The organism is Paenibacillus sp. Soil787 (assembly GCF_001429545.1).
Classification (GTDB): Bacteria; Bacillota; Bacilli; order Paenibacillales; family NBRC-103111; genus Paenibacillus_E.
The window spans coordinates 20133-34323 of sequence record NZ_LMSP01000047.1; the positions used below are offsets into that span (position 1 = coordinate 20133).

General features: G+C 43.3%; 20 protein-coding genes and 1 tRNA gene. 17 read left to right on the top strand and 4 right to left on the bottom strand.

The window, feature by feature from the left end:
- Positions 1-88: 88 nt before the first annotated feature.
- The 4 genes from ASG93_RS31385 (at position 89) to ASG93_RS31400 (ending at position 3527) form a co-directional block, all read left to right on the top strand.
- Positions 89-847: a ParA family protein gene (locus tag ASG93_RS31385; protein ID WP_029196154.1), complete on the top strand. Its 759-nt coding sequence runs from the start codon at positions 89-91 to the stop codon at positions 845-847.
- Positions 844-1716, top strand: coding sequence for a ParB/RepB/Spo0J family partition protein (locus ASG93_RS31390; RefSeq protein WP_056838720.1), 873 nt, complete (start codon positions 844-846; stop codon positions 1714-1716). The genes ASG93_RS31385 and ASG93_RS31390 overlap by 4 nt, the downstream gene beginning before the upstream one ends.
- A 143-nt stretch (positions 1717-1859) precedes the next feature.
- Positions 1860-3020, top strand: a complete 1161-nt coding sequence (locus tag ASG93_RS31395; protein WP_056838723.1) for an aminotransferase class V-fold PLP-dependent enzyme — start codon at positions 1860-1862, stop codon at positions 3018-3020.
- A 15-nt stretch (positions 3021-3035) separates the two neighbouring features.
- Positions 3036-3527 (top strand): DUF4446 family protein, encoded by a 492-nt coding sequence (locus tag ASG93_RS31400; RefSeq protein WP_056838725.1) that lies wholly within the window; start codon positions 3036-3038, stop codon positions 3525-3527.
- On the opposite strand, the gene yyaC is transcribed toward ASG93_RS31400, so the two are convergent.
- Positions 3502-4125, bottom strand: a complete 624-nt coding sequence (yyaC, locus tag ASG93_RS31405; protein WP_056838727.1) for a spore protease YyaC — start codon at positions 4123-4125, stop codon at positions 3502-3504. The genes ASG93_RS31400 and yyaC overlap by 26 nt on opposite strands.
- 96 nt (positions 4126-4221) lie before the next feature.
- Here yyaC and ASG93_RS31410 point away from each other — a divergent pair, with 96 nt between their 5' ends.
- The 5 genes from ASG93_RS31410 (at position 4222) to ASG93_RS31430 (ending at position 6326) form a co-directional block, all read left to right on the top strand.
- Entirely contained in the window at positions 4222-4458 is a 237-nt protein-coding gene (locus ASG93_RS31410) for a DUF3343 domain-containing protein (RefSeq protein WP_082615209.1), read from the top strand.
- Positions 4459-4476: 18 nt separating this feature from the next.
- Entirely contained in the window at positions 4477-5316 is an 840-nt protein-coding gene (locus ASG93_RS31415) for a mechanosensitive ion channel family protein (RefSeq protein ID WP_063892008.1), read from the top strand.
- Positions 5317-5363: 47 nt separating this feature from the next.
- Entirely contained in the window at positions 5364-5579 is a 216-nt protein-coding gene (locus ASG93_RS31420; protein WP_056838731.1) for a DUF951 domain-containing protein, read from the top strand.
- Positions 5580-5648: 69 nt separating this feature from the next.
- Positions 5649-5736: transfer RNA gene (locus ASG93_RS31425), tRNA-Ser, on the top strand.
- A 158-nt stretch (positions 5737-5894) separates the two neighbouring features.
- The gene (locus ASG93_RS31430; protein WP_056838733.1) at positions 5895-6326 is read left to right on the top strand and encodes a hypothetical protein; all 432 of its coding nucleotides are present in this window, start codon (positions 5895-5897) and stop codon (positions 6324-6326) included.
- A gap of 50 nt (positions 6327-6376) precedes the next feature.
- On the opposite strand, the gene ASG93_RS31435 is transcribed toward ASG93_RS31430, so the two are convergent.
- The 3 genes from ASG93_RS31435 to ASG93_RS31445 form a co-directional block, all read right to left on the bottom strand.
- Positions 6377-7747: a glycosyl hydrolase family 28-related protein gene (locus ASG93_RS31435; RefSeq protein ID WP_056838735.1), complete on the bottom strand. Its 1371-nt coding sequence runs from the start codon at positions 7745-7747 to the stop codon at positions 6377-6379.
- Positions 7748-7980: 233 nt separating this feature from the next.
- Positions 7981-8253 carry a hypothetical protein gene (locus ASG93_RS31440; RefSeq protein WP_056838737.1) on the bottom strand — a complete coding sequence of 91 codons (273 nt, stop codon included), beginning with the start codon at positions 8251-8253 and terminating at the stop codon, positions 7981-7983.
- A 25-nt stretch (positions 8254-8278) separates the two neighbouring features.
- Entirely contained in the window at positions 8279-8470 is a 192-nt protein-coding gene (locus ASG93_RS31445; RefSeq protein WP_056838739.1) for a YjzC family protein, read from the bottom strand.
- Between the two features lie 241 nt (positions 8471-8711).
- Here ASG93_RS31445 and rpsF point away from each other — a divergent pair, with 241 nt between their 5' ends.
- The 8 genes from rpsF to rplI all read left to right on the top strand — a co-directional run bounded on the left by rpsF (position 8712) and on the right by rplI (position 13991).
- Positions 8712-8999, top strand: a complete 288-nt coding sequence (rpsF, locus tag ASG93_RS31450) for a 30S ribosomal protein S6 (protein WP_056838741.1) — start codon at positions 8712-8714, stop codon at positions 8997-8999.
- A 34-nt stretch (positions 9000-9033) separates the two neighbouring features.
- Positions 9034-9519, top strand: a complete 486-nt coding sequence (ssb, locus tag ASG93_RS31455) for a single-stranded DNA-binding protein (RefSeq protein WP_029196140.1) — start codon at positions 9034-9036, stop codon at positions 9517-9519.
- Between the two features lie 23 nt (positions 9520-9542).
- The gene (gene rpsR / locus ASG93_RS31460; RefSeq protein ID WP_029196139.1) at positions 9543-9830 is read left to right on the top strand and encodes a 30S ribosomal protein S18; all 288 of its coding nucleotides are present in this window, start codon (positions 9543-9545) and stop codon (positions 9828-9830) included.
- Between the two features lie 81 nt (positions 9831-9911).
- Complete coding sequence (locus ASG93_RS31465) at positions 9912-10250, top strand: cupin domain-containing protein (RefSeq protein ID WP_056838743.1); 339 nt, start codon at positions 9912-9914, stop codon at positions 10248-10250.
- A gap of 73 nt (positions 10251-10323) precedes the next feature.
- Positions 10324-10635, top strand: a complete 312-nt coding sequence (locus tag ASG93_RS31470) for a MazG-like family protein (RefSeq protein ID WP_056838746.1) — start codon at positions 10324-10326, stop codon at positions 10633-10635.
- Positions 10636-10641: 6 nt separating this feature from the next.
- The gene (locus ASG93_RS31475) at positions 10642-11556 is read left to right on the top strand and encodes a DUF2232 domain-containing protein (RefSeq protein ID WP_056838748.1); all 915 of its coding nucleotides are present in this window, start codon (positions 10642-10644) and stop codon (positions 11554-11556) included.
- 18 nt (positions 11557-11574) lie between these two features.
- Positions 11575-13545, top strand: a complete 1971-nt coding sequence (locus ASG93_RS31480) for a DHH family phosphoesterase (protein WP_056838750.1) — start codon at positions 11575-11577, stop codon at positions 13543-13545.
- Positions 13542-13991 (top strand): 50S ribosomal protein L9, encoded by a 450-nt coding sequence (gene rplI / locus ASG93_RS31485; RefSeq protein WP_056838752.1) that lies wholly within the window; start codon positions 13542-13544, stop codon positions 13989-13991. Before ASG93_RS31480 ends, rplI begins: the two co-directional genes overlap by 4 nt.
- Positions 13992-14191 lie beyond the last annotated feature (200 nt).

Genomic DNA, 14191 nt, shown 5'->3' on the forward strand with positions numbered 1-14191 from the left:
GATAAGGTAACTCAGCCATAGATATGATAAGATAGTACTACTGCTTTAGTATGGCATATGGAACATAAGCGATTGAGGTGAAATGGTTTTGTCTAAAATAATAGCAATAACAAATCAGAAGGGTGGCGTCGGCAAGACGACAACTTCTGTGAATTTAGGTGCTTCACTAGCCTCCTTAGGGAAAAGGGTGCTTCTGGTTGATATCGACCCACAAGGTAATACAACAAGTGGCATTGGTGTAAACAAAGCGGATGTTGTTAATTGCATCTATGATGTACTTATTAATGATGTTCACCCCAAAGATGCAACGGTTGATACCAACGTTCCAAATCTTAAAATAGTACCTGCAACGATTCAGTTAGCAGGAGCTGAAATAGAACTTGTTCCGACGATTTCAAGGGAAGTACGATTAAAGAAATCCCTCCAGTTAGTGAAACATTTATATGATTACATTCTTATTGATTGTCCTCCGTCACTAGGCCTTCTAACCATTAACTCATTAACTGCTGCCGATTCTGTCATTATCCCAATTCAATGTGAATACTATGCGCTTGAAGGATTAAGCCAATTGCTCAATACCGTTCGCTTAGTTCAAAAGCATCTTAATACAGGGCTTCAAATTGAAGGTGTTTTGTTGACTATGTTCGATGCTAGAACTAACCTGGGTATACAGGTTATTGAAGAAGTTAAGAAATACTTCCAAACTAAAGTATACCAAACGATTATTCCAAGAAATGTTCGCTTAAGTGAAGCGCCCAGTCATGGACAATCCATTATTACGTATGATCCTAGATCAAAAGGCGCGGAAGTGTATTTAGAGCTTGCGAAGGAAGTGATCTCTGTATGACCAAAGGCCTTTCTAAAGGTTTAGGTAAGGGATTGGATGCTTTAATTACTTCTTTACATATTGATGAAAGTGATAAAGTTATCCAAATTCCTTTATCCCAATTGAGAGCAAACCCTTATCAACCTAGAAAAAATTTCAATGAAGATAGTATTAGAGAATTAGCCGATTCAATTAAAGAACATGGTGTTATTCAACCGATTATCGTTCGTAAAGTTCTCAAAGGATTCGAGATCATTGCGGGTGAGCGAAGATTCCGTGCTTCGCAAGTATCAGGGATAGCGACGATTCCTGCTGTTGAAAGAAACTTCTCCGATCAGCAAGTCATGGAAATCGCTTTGATTGAAAACGTACAACGTGAAGATCTTAATGCGATGGAAATTGCCTTTGCTTATCAAGGTATTATTGATCAGTTTTCTCTTACACAAGAAGAGCTTTCTGCTAAGGTTGGAAAGAGTAGATCACATATTGCTAATTTTCTGAGATTGCTGCAGCTGCCCGAATCCATTAAACAATATGTTTCACGTGGAACATTATCAATGGGACATGCGAGAGCCATTGTAGGTGTGAAGGATGATAAGCTGAAGAAAGAACTTGCGGAAACAACCATCAGTAAACAATGGAGTGTACGTGAGCTTGAAGAAGCTGTGAAAACGTTGGAAGAGACACCAGGGCAAGAAAAAGAAAGAAGTAAACAAAAAGAAAAGAATAGAGATCCATACATTAATCAAGCCGAAGATCAGTTGAGAGATATTTACCGCACGACGGTAAAAATCAAACATCAACAGGATAAAGGTAAGATTGAGCTGCTCTACTATTCCAAAGACGATTTAAACCGTCTACTAGAATTACTTCAAGGTAAAATCTCTTAAAATTAGATAGCATACCGATGGTTTTCTTTCGAACTGAAAGATCAAACTAAGGTATGCTATATTTATGAGGTAATGAGATCATTCAAGCGTGCTCGTCTTTAAAGACAGTGTAAGCCGTTTTATCCAAGAGAGAGGGTGACAAAATGAAGGGTGTTATGTATTTTGATCAAGCGGCATCTTCATGGCCGAAACCGCCTGCCGTTATGGATGCCATGATGCAATGTATGCATGAGTTCGCAGCCAATCCAGGCAGAGGCAGTCATCAGATGGCAGTGAAAGCCAGCAGAGTATTATTTGAGACGCGAAAGAATACGGCACGTTTATTTGGTGTTAGAAACCCTAATGATATATCGTTTGCATTAAATACAACCCATGCGCTGAATCAAGCGATCAAAGGCTTCGTCAAAGCTGGGGATCATGTGATATGCACCAATATCGAGCATAATTCCGTTCGTAGACCGCTTGAATATTTGAAGGCTTCAGCTCAGGTTGAGCTTACATATATTCCTAGTGATGAACAAGGTAATATTCGATTAGAAGAGTTGAAGAAGGCATTTCAACCCAATACAACCCTAGTAGTTGTCAATCACAGTTCGAACCTATTGGGAACCATTATGCCAGTAGGCGAGATAGGAGACATTTGTCGTACTCAAGGCGTCAGACTGCTCGTTGACGCGGCTCAGAGTGCCGGTATACTGCCTATTGATGTGGTGAATATGAACATCGACATGCTGGCATTTCCAGGCCATAAGGGGCTCCTGGGGCCTCAGGGGACAGGTGGTTTATATATTCATCCGGATATTGATTTAGAGCCGCTATTACATGGAGGTACGGGGAGTCAATCGGAGGCCATACACCAACCCACGGTGCGACCAGATCGCTATGAAGCTGGGACGCAAAATACAGTTGGCATTGCGGGACTGAATGAAGGTGTGAAATTTGTTTTGGCTGAAACCGTAGAAAAGATTCATGAGAAAGAGTGGCGTCAAACACAGCTAATGATGGAAGGTTTACTGGGAATTGAAGGAGTCACGGTTCTTGGGCCGACGCTTGGACAAAATAAAACAGGAATTGTTTCTTTTAATATCAACGATGCGGATTCATCTGAAGTGGCTTTTATCCTAGACCAATCTTTTCAAATTGCCGTTCGTTCAGGCTATCATTGTACGCCGCTTGCGCATGAAGCTGCTGGTACTTTAGCTAAAGGTGCGGTTAGAACGAGTATTGGTTATTTCACAACGGATCATGAAGTGGAAGCCTTGATTGATGCTGTAAAAGAGATTCAAACGCAGTATGCGAAGTAGAAAGAGGGATAGATCATGGGGGAACTGTTTGGCCTTGATGTTGGGGTCATCGTATTAACTTGTCTCGCATTAATTGTTGTGCTATTTATTTTCATATTAATTGTATCAATAAAATTAGCATCCTTGCGTAAACAATATACACAAATGATGAACGGCTCAAAAGCAGAAAATATGGAACAGCTCATAATTAATATGCAAAATGGCTTGAACGCGCAAAAGGCCGAATCAGCAGTGACTTCAGCCAAGGTTGAAACAATTCGTCAAGCATTGATGAAGACGAAGTCTAAAGTCGCCATCCATCGTTATAACGCCTTCAATGAAGGTGGAAGTGATTTAAGCTTTACAATTGCGATATTGGATGATTATCAAGACGGGGTTATTTTAACGGGAATTCATAGCCGCGAGCAGATGTATATGTACGCCAAACCAATTCAGAATGCACAATCAACTTATACGCTAAGCCCTGAAGAAAAAGAAGCGATTAATCAAACTTTAAAGCAGCCGTAGCATTAGGTGTATAAGATTGTGTGCGACGCAAAGCAGAATGAAGTGCATCACCAATAATATTGGCCATATTCATGACTAAGCTAAGCCGCGTGTTCTGCAGGACGAAATACTCCATAAATCCACCGACATTTACAATTCCGGTAACATGGATGTCACCAACTGGAGGTAAATCTTTATTAACACCGGCGCCTGGTTTAAGAGGTCCATCTGCAACCTGAATGCAACCGACGCTGGAAACTTGACCAAGGCAAGCATCGATGGCAACGATGAAGGGATTTTGAAATTGGTTATGAATTTTATCAACGGTTTCAGCTAAATTCATAGCATGGACAGGCTCATCTAAAGTACCGAAAAGATGGAGGTTGCGGAGGTTGGTTGTTCGGTTCAAATGAGAGCCAACTAATGGTCCTAAGGAATCGCCAGTAGAACGATCGGTTCCAACACATATGATGACGATAGGTTGATAGGTTGGTAGTTTGCTAAAGATGGTCTGTAAATGCTTTGAGAGAAGAAAAGGGGTATCGGCATCTGTATGTTGAATCTTTAGTGGTTCTAGAACCGCTTGTTTCACTCCATCGAAACCAAATTGGAATTTCATCGTATCCCTCCAAATGTTGCTACTTTTTTTACTAGTATATGGAGAGATAGGGACATTTATACGTAGAAGAGGGGGATTTCCCTGAAACTTTCAATCATGTTGCTAGCATTCGATTCTACTCAACAAGCACTAAGGGCAGAAATGCTGCTAGAGTATGCAGATATCGAAATCGACATAAGGCCAACTCCGAAAGAAATCACAGCGGGTTGTGCACTATCTATCGAATTCCCTGGAGAGAATTTAGAGCAAGTAAGAGACATTATTCATTCTGAGAATGTGGAAATCAGAGGCATCTATTTTAAAAATGAGGATAAATATGTTACGATGGAATGAAATTAAGGGGGGCTGCACATGGCCTTTGTAACCAAATTTTTTATGGATTTAACTCAATGGATAAACGAACATATAACTAAGCCGGAAATGATAGCTTCGATATTTTGGATTATCGTTAAAATTATATTAATCTATGTTGTGGCAAAAATTTGCATAAAAATAGCTGATAAAACAATTGCTCATATGATGTCGGCAAGAGACAAGTCTCCGTTGAAATTTGATAGAAGAAGAACGAACACAATAGGAAGTCTCATACATAATCTAATAGCTTACACGATCAATCTCATATGTATTATGCTGATACTAGGGCAGGTGGGATTAAACATAGGCCCGTTACTTGCTGGAGCAGGTGTACTTGGACTAGCAATAGGTTTCGGGGCACAGAGTTTGGTGAAAGATGTAATAACAGGGTTCTTCATCATCTTTGAGGATCAATTCGGAGTAGGGGATGTCATTCAAATTGATTCATTCAAAGGTACAGTAGAAGAAATCGGGATTAGAGTGACACGAATCAAGAGTTGGACTGGTGAAGTGCATATTATTCCGAATGGGAATATCAAACAAGTCACTAATTTTTCTACCTACAACTCACTTGCAGTAGTTGATGTAACGATTCCTCTTTATTTGGATATAGATAAAGCGACAGAAATTCTCAAGGAAACGGTGAAGGAAGTTCAACTTCTAACCGATGATATTGTGAAAGAACCTGAGGTGCTTGGTGTTCAGATGGTGGGTACGACGGATTTGAAAATTCGCATTATCGCGGAGTGCAAGCCGACAAGACAATTTAATGTTACTAGACTTTTGAATATCGAGATTAAAAAGCGGCTCAATATCACGCAAATAGAAGTGATATAACCCAAGAAGATTATGTCCATAAATTCGGAAAAGGCGGTGGCAGACGAATGGAGAAGAAGCAGTATCAGCTTGGCGATATTGTGCAAATGAAAAAGCCCCATCCGTGTGGCACCAATGAAATGGAAGTCATTCGGATGGGCATGGATATTCGGATTAAATGTGTAGGCTGTAAACACAGTGTGCTAGTGCCGAGAACGAAGTTCGAAAGTAAGCTGAAAAAAGTAATCCGATCGAATACAGAGGTACAAGAAGAGTCCTCCTAAAGGGTTCAGGAAAAACACTTGCGAGAGCCTGACTTTTTTGATACAATAAGTCCTGTTCTCGCTTTTCGTGGAAAGGTACCCAAGTGGTCCAAGGGGGCTGACTCGAAATCAGTTAGGCGTCGCGAGGCGTGCGTGGGTTCGACTCCCACTCTTTCCGTACTCTAGTGGAATCAAAGCGTGAAACAAATTAAGAGCCTTTTACGTCTATAAGACGTAGAGGGCTCTTTTGCTTTTGCAGGTAGGGAATAAAAGGTAAGGAAAGGAAGCAAAATAACCCCATATTTAGGCGTAGGTAAAATGAGGAGGTAGAATGATATGAGAATTTGGGTGATGATGCTTCTGGTGCTGGCTATGGTCGTCACAGGGTGCTCCAAGAAGAATGTGGGAAGCACAGCAAGTCCAACTCCTGGAGTGACTGTACAGCCTTCTGCAGGGGCTTCAGCGACGCCTGGCGGGACAAGCAGTCCAGCGGGAGGAGCAGCTGCTACTGCGACACCAAAAGCCAGCGACAATACGGCGAAAGATGAGCCGCTTCCTAAGATAACGAAGGAACAGGCCGATAAAATAAGCATGACAGGCAACTACGATGATGTGGTGAAGTTGACAGGATCCAAAGGTAAGCTGGTTAAAGATGAGAATGGAAAGAAGACGTATGATTTCGAGATATCCAATCAACCTGGTTATTATGTGCAGCTCGTTTTCTTTGCGGATGGTAAGATATCGGAGAAGCGCGTTTATCAGAAATAATGAGAACAAAAAAGGCCGCACACCCAACTGGGTTGTGTGGCCCTTCTTCCTCATAGGGTAGAAGTGTTTGTATTTGTGCCTTTATCGAAAATGTTCTCGCCATTGCCTGAACCCATATTGCCAAAGAGGATGGTTTCTCGGCAATTAGCATTCGCGATGCGGATGGGTGCTTTGGTACAATTGTTTAGGCTATTACCCGTAATCTGATTGCTATCCGAGTACGAACCGCTATCTTTGCCATCGGAAGCGATCACGATACCGTCTGCTTTGCAATTACGAATAGAATTTTGACGAATCTGATTATCATAAGCATTAATGAGGGCAATACCATTATTACCTATAGCTTGGAGCTGGTTATTGGAAATGATATTGTCATGAGGGCGTTTTTGTTCGGTGTCTGCTTGTCCCACTAATTGAATACCAATATCATCGATATCATTTAGCATATTAGCAGTAATCATATTGGAGATACAGTGCCCTTTGAGGCGGATGCCATAAGTATAACCATTATTACCGCTTGAATTTATAAAATTCTCAATAATGTTATCGCAAAGAGTATTAAATTGACATGGTTCTTCTTTGGGACCGGATATAAGATCAATGCCAGACTGATAGCATTTCTGCATGCGATTCCTTGCGATGACAGAACGACTGCTGCCATTGGTCAAAGTGATACACGTTTGAAACAGCATGTTGAATTGATTTTGCACAAAATGATGATTCTTACCATTACTGCACCAGATGCCATAACCTTGGGTATCGTAATCCAGCGTTCCGATGATGTTATCGAAGGTACAGTTTTCGACAACAACTCGATTAGAATCAACAGATTTTACGCCATTATCGATCATTGAAAAAGTACAGTCTGTAATGGTAATGTCGGCAGCTTGGTCAAGCGTAATTCCGCATTCAATTCGTGGAACCGAGGCGTTTCCGAAGGAACCAATCCCTTGAAAGGACAACCCTTGGATATGCACATGCTGAACCGCAGATAAGTTAAGAAGACCGAATTTATGGGTGGATGACCGAAGGATGCTGCTGCTGCCGGCCCCCATTAAGGTAATATTCGCGCTCACGCGTAAGGGTATCTTAAGGAAGTACATGCCAGGCGGGATGTAAACGATGCCACCTGATAGAGCTGCAGTATCGATTGCGCTTTGGATGTAAGGAGCATCGTCCTCATCATAGCGACGGTTGCCGCGGGCTCCGAAATCTTTGACATTATAGAAGAGAGTGGAAGAGGTTGCCGCATGCGCTTTATTGCTAGGCAAGAACAAGTCCCCGGCTGCTAAGGCAATGCCCGCTGCACCTAGTGTAGATAATAGCTTTCTACGACTAAGAGAGGATGTGGATGAAGAGGGTAGATCACTAGCTAGATTAATAGAATGAGACTCAAGCTGCTTTTGTCTATTTTCGTCCAAAAAGTTCACCTCATATAAAGATTGGTAGATATAGTAAATTATAAAACAAAGTAAGCAAGCCGGAAAGAGTAGCCAATGATAAACGACTCCGTCGTCCTTCAGGGACGAGCGCGTTTGTCAAGGTAGATGCGAAGCAAAAGTATAAAAATTATACTTTCTTATCTACGTACAAAAACATAAAAACCCCTGAACATTTCGTTCAGAGGTTTTTCCAAGCTACAAGTGTCATACGACTAATGACTTCTATCCCGCCGTCTGTAGCTGACAGAGAAACGGTCAATGATATACCCAACCAGGGCCCATGAGGCGATCGTTAACGCATAAATGATGAGCATTTTAAACATAGAAATCTCATAGATGTTCGTAAATGTTGAAGCAAACCATGCTGGTACACTGAGCGCGTAGAACAGCATATAAAAAGCATCATGATCATGAAATAAATAATGAACCAAGCACAAGGCAGCACCTAGGAAGGTAAACAGCCAGGTAAACGTGTTAGTTCTCATAGCTCATTCTCCTAGTCATGGGAACTTATTTTAGCGTTATCTTTTTTCGATGCCATTTTCGATTGTGATTACTATTTTCCGGGAAAGTGTCACCTTTTTTCAATGTAACGGTTTTGGGATTGTTGATGCCCATGTGAAAAGAATTTTCGCCAATTTCCATATACTCGCCGTCGTTAGGAACATGATCGCCAGCATTGAATTCTGTCCATTCACCCACGATGATCACCTCTTCTTAAGAATAACAATCGTGATTAGATTACCCCTTTGGATGGGAAGCATGTATGAATCCCATTACCAGCTTCCTCCTTCGCAATTTATTAGAGAAAAACTTGTAATCTGTCGCTCGATTTGCTATAGTATTCAGGTGCGAGTTTTGAATAAGAATCCTCGCTCCTTGCTCCTTCGCTTGTCTGACAAGCTTGAATAGGAGCCGCTTAGTCCAAAAGGAGGTGAAATACATGCGCAAATATGAACTGATGTACATCATTCGTACAGACGTTGAACAAGAAGTCGTTCAATCTACGGTAGAAAAGTTCCAAGGCATCATCACGAACGGTGGGGGAGAAGTCTCCAAACATGACCTGATGGGCAAACGCCGTCTTGCGTATGAGATCAATAAGTTCCGTGACGGGCACTATGTGCTGGTACACTTCAACGCAGAACCTGCTGTTGTAACTGAACTTGATCGCGTACTTAAGATTTCGGACGAAGTTATTCGTCACTTAATCGTAAACGACGTAGCTTAATTCATGCCAGTATTTTCGTCAGGAGGGTTATTCCATGTTGAACCGTGTTATTCTTATCGGTCGATTGACCAAAGATCCAGAACTTCGTTATACACCAGCTGGCGTAGCTGTTACACAATTTACACTTGCAGTAGACCGCCCTTTCACGAACTCACAGTCGAAAGAACGGGAAGCGGACTTTATTAATATCGTCACGTGGAGGCAGCTTGCTGAAACATGCGCGAACTATTTACGTAAAGGTCGTTTAACAGCAGTGGAAGGACGTATTCAGGTACGGAATTACGACAACAATGAGGGCAAGCGCGTTTATGTGACCGAAGTTATTGCCGATAATGTACGTTTCCTTGAATCCAGCAACAGCGGCGGTAATCGCGAAGAAGGCGGATCATCTAACGCAAACGCAAGCTACGGCGGCGGAAGCGGCAGTGGCAATCGCGGCGGTGGATCACGCGAGCAGCAGGATCCTTTCATAGATGACGGAAAACCGATCGATATTTCCGATGATGATTTGCCATTCTAAAGTAGAAAGGACTGAACAAACTAATGGCTTTCCAAAAAAGAGATAACAACAGTGAAGATCGCGGCGACCGCAAATTTGCTCCTCGTGGTAAAGGCGGTAAAGGTAAACGTCGTAAGGTTTGTTACTTCACAGTAAACAAAATCAAGCACATTGACTATAAAGATATTGAAACTCTTAAAAAGTTCATCAGTGAGCGCGGGAAGATTCTTCCTAGACGTGTAACTGGAACTTCCGCTAAGTACCAACGTGCATTGACGATCGCTATCAAGCGTTCCCGTACAATCGCATTGTTGCCTTACACAACGGAATAGGTTTAAACCAAGAAGGCAGCTGTATCTTACGGCTGTCTTTTTTGTATGCCAAGAAGCAAACGACGAGGGGAGAAAGCAATCGTGAAAATCCACAAAGAGCAGGCGGAACATTACATATGGGGCGATGCTTGCGACGGCTGGTACCTTGAGCGGGATGCGGATAGGACCATTATTCAAGAGCGTATGCCGGCGGGAGCGAGTGAAGTTAAGCATGTGCATCAAAAAGCGAAGCAGTTCTTCTTCATATTAAGTGGAGAAGCTAAGATGTGGATAGAGGGTACGGACATCACCCTGAAGCCGCAGGAAGGTTGCACCATCTTACCCGGTATTCCGCATCAAATTCGTAACGAAACCTTGGATGATGTCGAATTTCTAGTGATTTCAACACCGTGGGCGCAAGGGGATCGAACAGCTCTGTAGAGGCTTTCTTTTCTTGTGCCTATTTGTGGTATAATTGATACAATAGTCATTGCTGAATGAGGAGAGATGACGGTTGCTGAATAGGGAAAAGGATGTTGACCTAGCCAGACGGGCCAAAGTCATTGAATGGCTCAAGACAGAAGTCGTAGATCATGTAGCTCACCTGCTCAAAGCCATATGGGAAGGCAGCAATGTGAAGATTGTAGATGGATTAGCCAGCTTAATTTCGAGCGGTTACATCCTAGGCAGAAGACTAGGCATTTCCTTTCACAGTTTAGACGAAGCTATTGTAGAGAAAATGAAAAAACACCGCCAAGAGGGCCATCAACTTGAGGACTGGTACGGCGACATTTCATCGCTAGAAGAACATTTACGTAAGAGGTGAGCCCGGTTGGGGAAACAAGGTTGGCAAAGCATCATATGGAGCGCAGTGACGATCGTCTCATTGCTATCTTTAATGACGCCTTTTATTATTTTCACATTTAGTTTTCTCATGATTCCAGTTCTGATGTTATATGTAAAATCAAGCACAAGGCGTTTCGTCATTAGCTATGTGCTCAGCTTGCTCGTTGTTTATATCCTTACCCAATGGCAGGGAATATTCCTTATGTCGGTTTCTCTGTTCTTCTTACCGCCTGTTCTGGTCATGGGTAACTTATATAAACGTAAAGCAGCGGCAAGATCTGTGTTAACGGCAGGCATTATCACGATTCTGGCAGAGTCTCTGGTGAGTCTTGTTATCGGGTATGCGCTCGGATTTGATCCGATTGCCAGGTTCAAACAATTCATGATGGAAAGTATAGCGAGCATGCCTCTAGGGATCCGCGATATTTTGCCAAAAGATCAAGATTGGTATGTCAATTTCATTGTGCAAGTGATTCCTTTATATTTAATTTTCGTTGCCCTATTCTACACGTTCGTCTCCCACGGCATCAGCCGCTGGCTGCTCAACAAAACAGGAGAAGGGATTCCAGGATTGCGCCCGATGAGGGAGTGGATGCTGCAGAAATCGCTTGTCTGGATCTATTTAATTGTATTTGTATTAGATTTATTTGTTAATCCGGCTTCAATTTCGATGATCTCTACGTTACTAATGAATGCGATGCCGCTGCTTATGCTAGTCTTTGCTATTCAGGCGATTTGCTTTCTATTCTTTGTTGCCCATGCGAACAAGTGGAAGCCTATACTGCCAATCGTAGCAATTGTATTCGTTTGTTTCATGCCTCCTTTATTTATCGTATACAGCTTATTAGGGGTATTTGATGTTGCGTTTCCAATCCGAGAACGGTTCAAGAAAAATATATAGGATTAGGAGCTAGTTCGAATGCCGAAGTTCCTTTTAAAGCGGTGGCACGGTCAACATATCGTGTGGATTTTCGTCCTACTTATCATTTTGACAGCCATTATTTATATGTTCAAATGGTGGTTGGGCCTTACAGCCTTCCTGTTCTGCGGTGTATTGGCCTACTTTACGCTGCAAGCGGAGACTGCTTTTCGCAGAGAGTTAAATACGTACATCGGAACGATTACACATCGGGTGAAAAAAGCGGGCAATGAAGTGATGAGCGGCCTTCCCATCGGAATTATTTTATATAATGAAGAGAAGCGCATCGAGTGGCACAACCCTTTTGTGGCAAAAATGCTTGAGAAGGATTCAGTCATTGGCGAGTCGCTATTTGAATTCTTCCCTGATTTGAAAAACAAAAAGGACAAAAGCGACAAAAGTGACAAGCTGGAGCTGTCCATTGGAAAGTTTATATATCAAGTATGGATTCGGCCCGAGGAGCGGCTGCTTTATTTCCGCGAAATAACGGAGCAGGCGATTTTGGCGAAGAAGTATGAAGATGAGAAAACGGCGATCGGTATCGTGATGATGGATAATCTAGATGAGTCGACGCAAGGTCTCGATGATCAGACGCGCAGTATTATGCTGGCTAAGGTGACTGGCGAGATTACGGAATGGGCTCAGAAGTACCAGCTATATTTGCGACGGACGTCGTCGGATCGTTTCCTCATTCTGATGGATCAGAAGGCTTTGCGCCAACTGGAACAAACGCGTTTTGAAATCCTGGACGAAGTGCGGGATTTGACGATTGAAAATAAGCTTCCTTTGACGCTTAGTATTGGGATCGCTTCAGGAGCTGAGCAGCTCATGGAGCTTGGTCAAATGGCACAGATGGGACTTGACATGTCACTCGGCCGCGGCGGCGACCAGGTAACGGTCAAAGTCGGGCAGCGACTTTCCTTCTATGGCGGAAGAACGAATGCGGTTGAGAAGCGTACGCGGGTTCGAGCTAGGGTCATTTCTCACGCTTTGCGGGATCTAATGAAGGATAGCGATAAAGTGATCATCATGGGCCATCGGTTCCCGGATATGGATTCCGTTGGTGCAGCGGTTGGTGTCTTGAAGGCTGTACAGGTTGTTGGCAAAGAAGGCTACATTGTACTGGAGGGCGTCAATCCCTCGATTCAGAAGGTGATGGAGACGATTGCTGCCGATGAGCGGCTGCATCGTTGGTTTATTACGCCGGAGCAGGCAATGCAGATTACGACACAGCGATCTCTGGCGGTTGTTGTGGACACACATAAGGCGTCCATGGTGGCTGAGCCTAAGCTGCTGCAGCAGACACATAGGGTCGTGGTGGTCGATCACCATCGCCGTAGTGAGGAGTTCATTCATGATGCGACGCTCGTCTATATGGAGCCGTATGCGTCCTCAACGTGTGAGCTTGTGACGGAGCTGCTGCAATATATCAATGAAAAGCTAACCATGGAAGTGTTGGAAGCAACGATGCTGCTAGCTGGGATCGTGGTGGATACGAAGAGTTTCAGCCTCCGTACAGGAGCAAGAACCTTCGAGGCGGCATCCTATTTGCGCCGAAATGGTGCAGATTCCGCCTTAATCCAGCGATTGCTGAAGGAAGATCTCGATTCGTATATCGAGAGAGCAGAAGTTATTAAACTTACAGAAACGATTTACGAGCATATCGCATTGGCAGTTGCTGAGCCAAATCGCAAATATTCTCAGTTGATGATTGCGCAAGTAGCTGATACATTGTTGAATATGACGAATATTATGGCATCCTTTGTCATCGCCGAACGACCGGACGGATTAATCGGGATTAGCGCAAGATCGCTGGGACAGATGAATGTTCAGATCGTTATGGAACGTCTGGGCGGAGGCGGGCATTTAACGAATGCAGCCACGCAGATCGATGGCACCTTAGAGGAAGCAACGAAGCGATTGAAGAAAGTATTAGAGGAAATGCAGGAAGAGGAGGGACTTTTCGAATGAAAGTAATTTTACTAAAAGACGTAAAAGGCCAAGGTAAAAAGGGTGAAGTGAAAGAAGTATCTGAGGGCTACGCACAGAATTTCCTAATCGCGCAGGGGCTTGCTGCTCCAGCTACACAAGGAACTGTTAAGGTGCTTGATAACCAGAAAAAAGCAGAGCAGCGCCGCAAGGATCAAGAGAAAGCCGATGCGCAGGCACTCGGTGAGAAGCTTGGTGAAATGACCGTTCAAATCAAGGCGAAAGCCGGTGAAGGCGGACGTCTATTCGGAGCCATCCCTAGCAAGCAAATCGCAGAGATTCTAGAGAAGCAGTACAAGATTGTAATCGATAAGCGCAAAATCGTGCTGGAAGATCCAATTCGTACGCTTGGTGTAACGAAGGTTGCTGTGAAACTGCATAGTGAAGTAACGGCTAGCTTGAACGTTCACGTGACGGAAGAGAAATAAAAGCTAAGCGGAGTTGCGGAACGTAGGAAGTGGTGTTCCGGAGCAAGGAAAGTAGTGTACCAGAGCAAGAGAAGTAGTGTTCTAGAGCAAGAGAAGTAGTGTTCTAGAGCAAGAGAAAATAGTGTAACGGATTAAGAGAAAAGCGGTACGGAGAAAGAACATGGATAAGGTAAGAGTCCCTTGGAGGGGCTCTTATCTAT

Bases quoted from the DNA above. Each gene is read 5' to 3' on its own strand.
- ASG93_RS31390 (WP_056838720.1), top strand. From the start codon at position 844: ATGACCAAAGGCCTTTCTAAAGGTTTAGGTAAGGGATTGGATGCTTTA.
- ASG93_RS31395 (WP_056838723.1), top strand. From the start codon at position 1,860: ATGAAGGGTGTTATGTATTTTGATCAAGCGGCATCTTCATGGCCGAAA.
- ASG93_RS31400 (WP_056838725.1), top strand. From the start codon at position 3,036: ATGGGGGAACTGTTTGGCCTTGATGTTGGGGTCATCGTATTAACTTGT.
- yyaC (WP_056838727.1), bottom strand. From the start codon at position 4,125: ATGAAATTCCAATTTGGTTTCGATGGAGTGAAACAAGCGGTTCTAGAA.
- ASG93_RS31410 (WP_082615209.1), top strand. From the start codon at position 4,222: ATGTTGCTAGCATTCGATTCTACTCAACAAGCACTAAGGGCAGAAATG.
- ASG93_RS31415 (WP_063892008.1), top strand. From the start codon at position 4,477: ATGGCCTTTGTAACCAAATTTTTTATGGATTTAACTCAATGGATAAAC.
- ASG93_RS31420 (WP_056838731.1), top strand. From the start codon at position 5,364: ATGGAGAAGAAGCAGTATCAGCTTGGCGATATTGTGCAAATGAAAAAG.
- ASG93_RS31430 (WP_056838733.1), top strand. From the start codon at position 5,895: ATGAGAATTTGGGTGATGATGCTTCTGGTGCTGGCTATGGTCGTCACA.
- ASG93_RS31440 (WP_056838737.1), bottom strand. From the start codon at position 8,253: ATGAGAACTAACACGTTTACCTGGCTGTTTACCTTCCTAGGTGCTGCC.
- rpsF (WP_056838741.1), top strand. From the start codon at position 8,712: ATGCGCAAATATGAACTGATGTACATCATTCGTACAGACGTTGAACAA.
- ssb (WP_029196140.1), top strand. From the start codon at position 9,034: ATGTTGAACCGTGTTATTCTTATCGGTCGATTGACCAAAGATCCAGAA.
- rpsR (WP_029196139.1), top strand. From the start codon at position 9,543: ATGGCTTTCCAAAAAAGAGATAACAACAGTGAAGATCGCGGCGACCGC.
- ASG93_RS31480 (WP_056838750.1), top strand. From the start codon at position 11,575: ATGCCGAAGTTCCTTTTAAAGCGGTGGCACGGTCAACATATCGTGTGG.
- rplI (WP_056838752.1), top strand. From the start codon at position 13,542: ATGAAAGTAATTTTACTAAAAGACGTAAAAGGCCAAGGTAAAAAGGGT.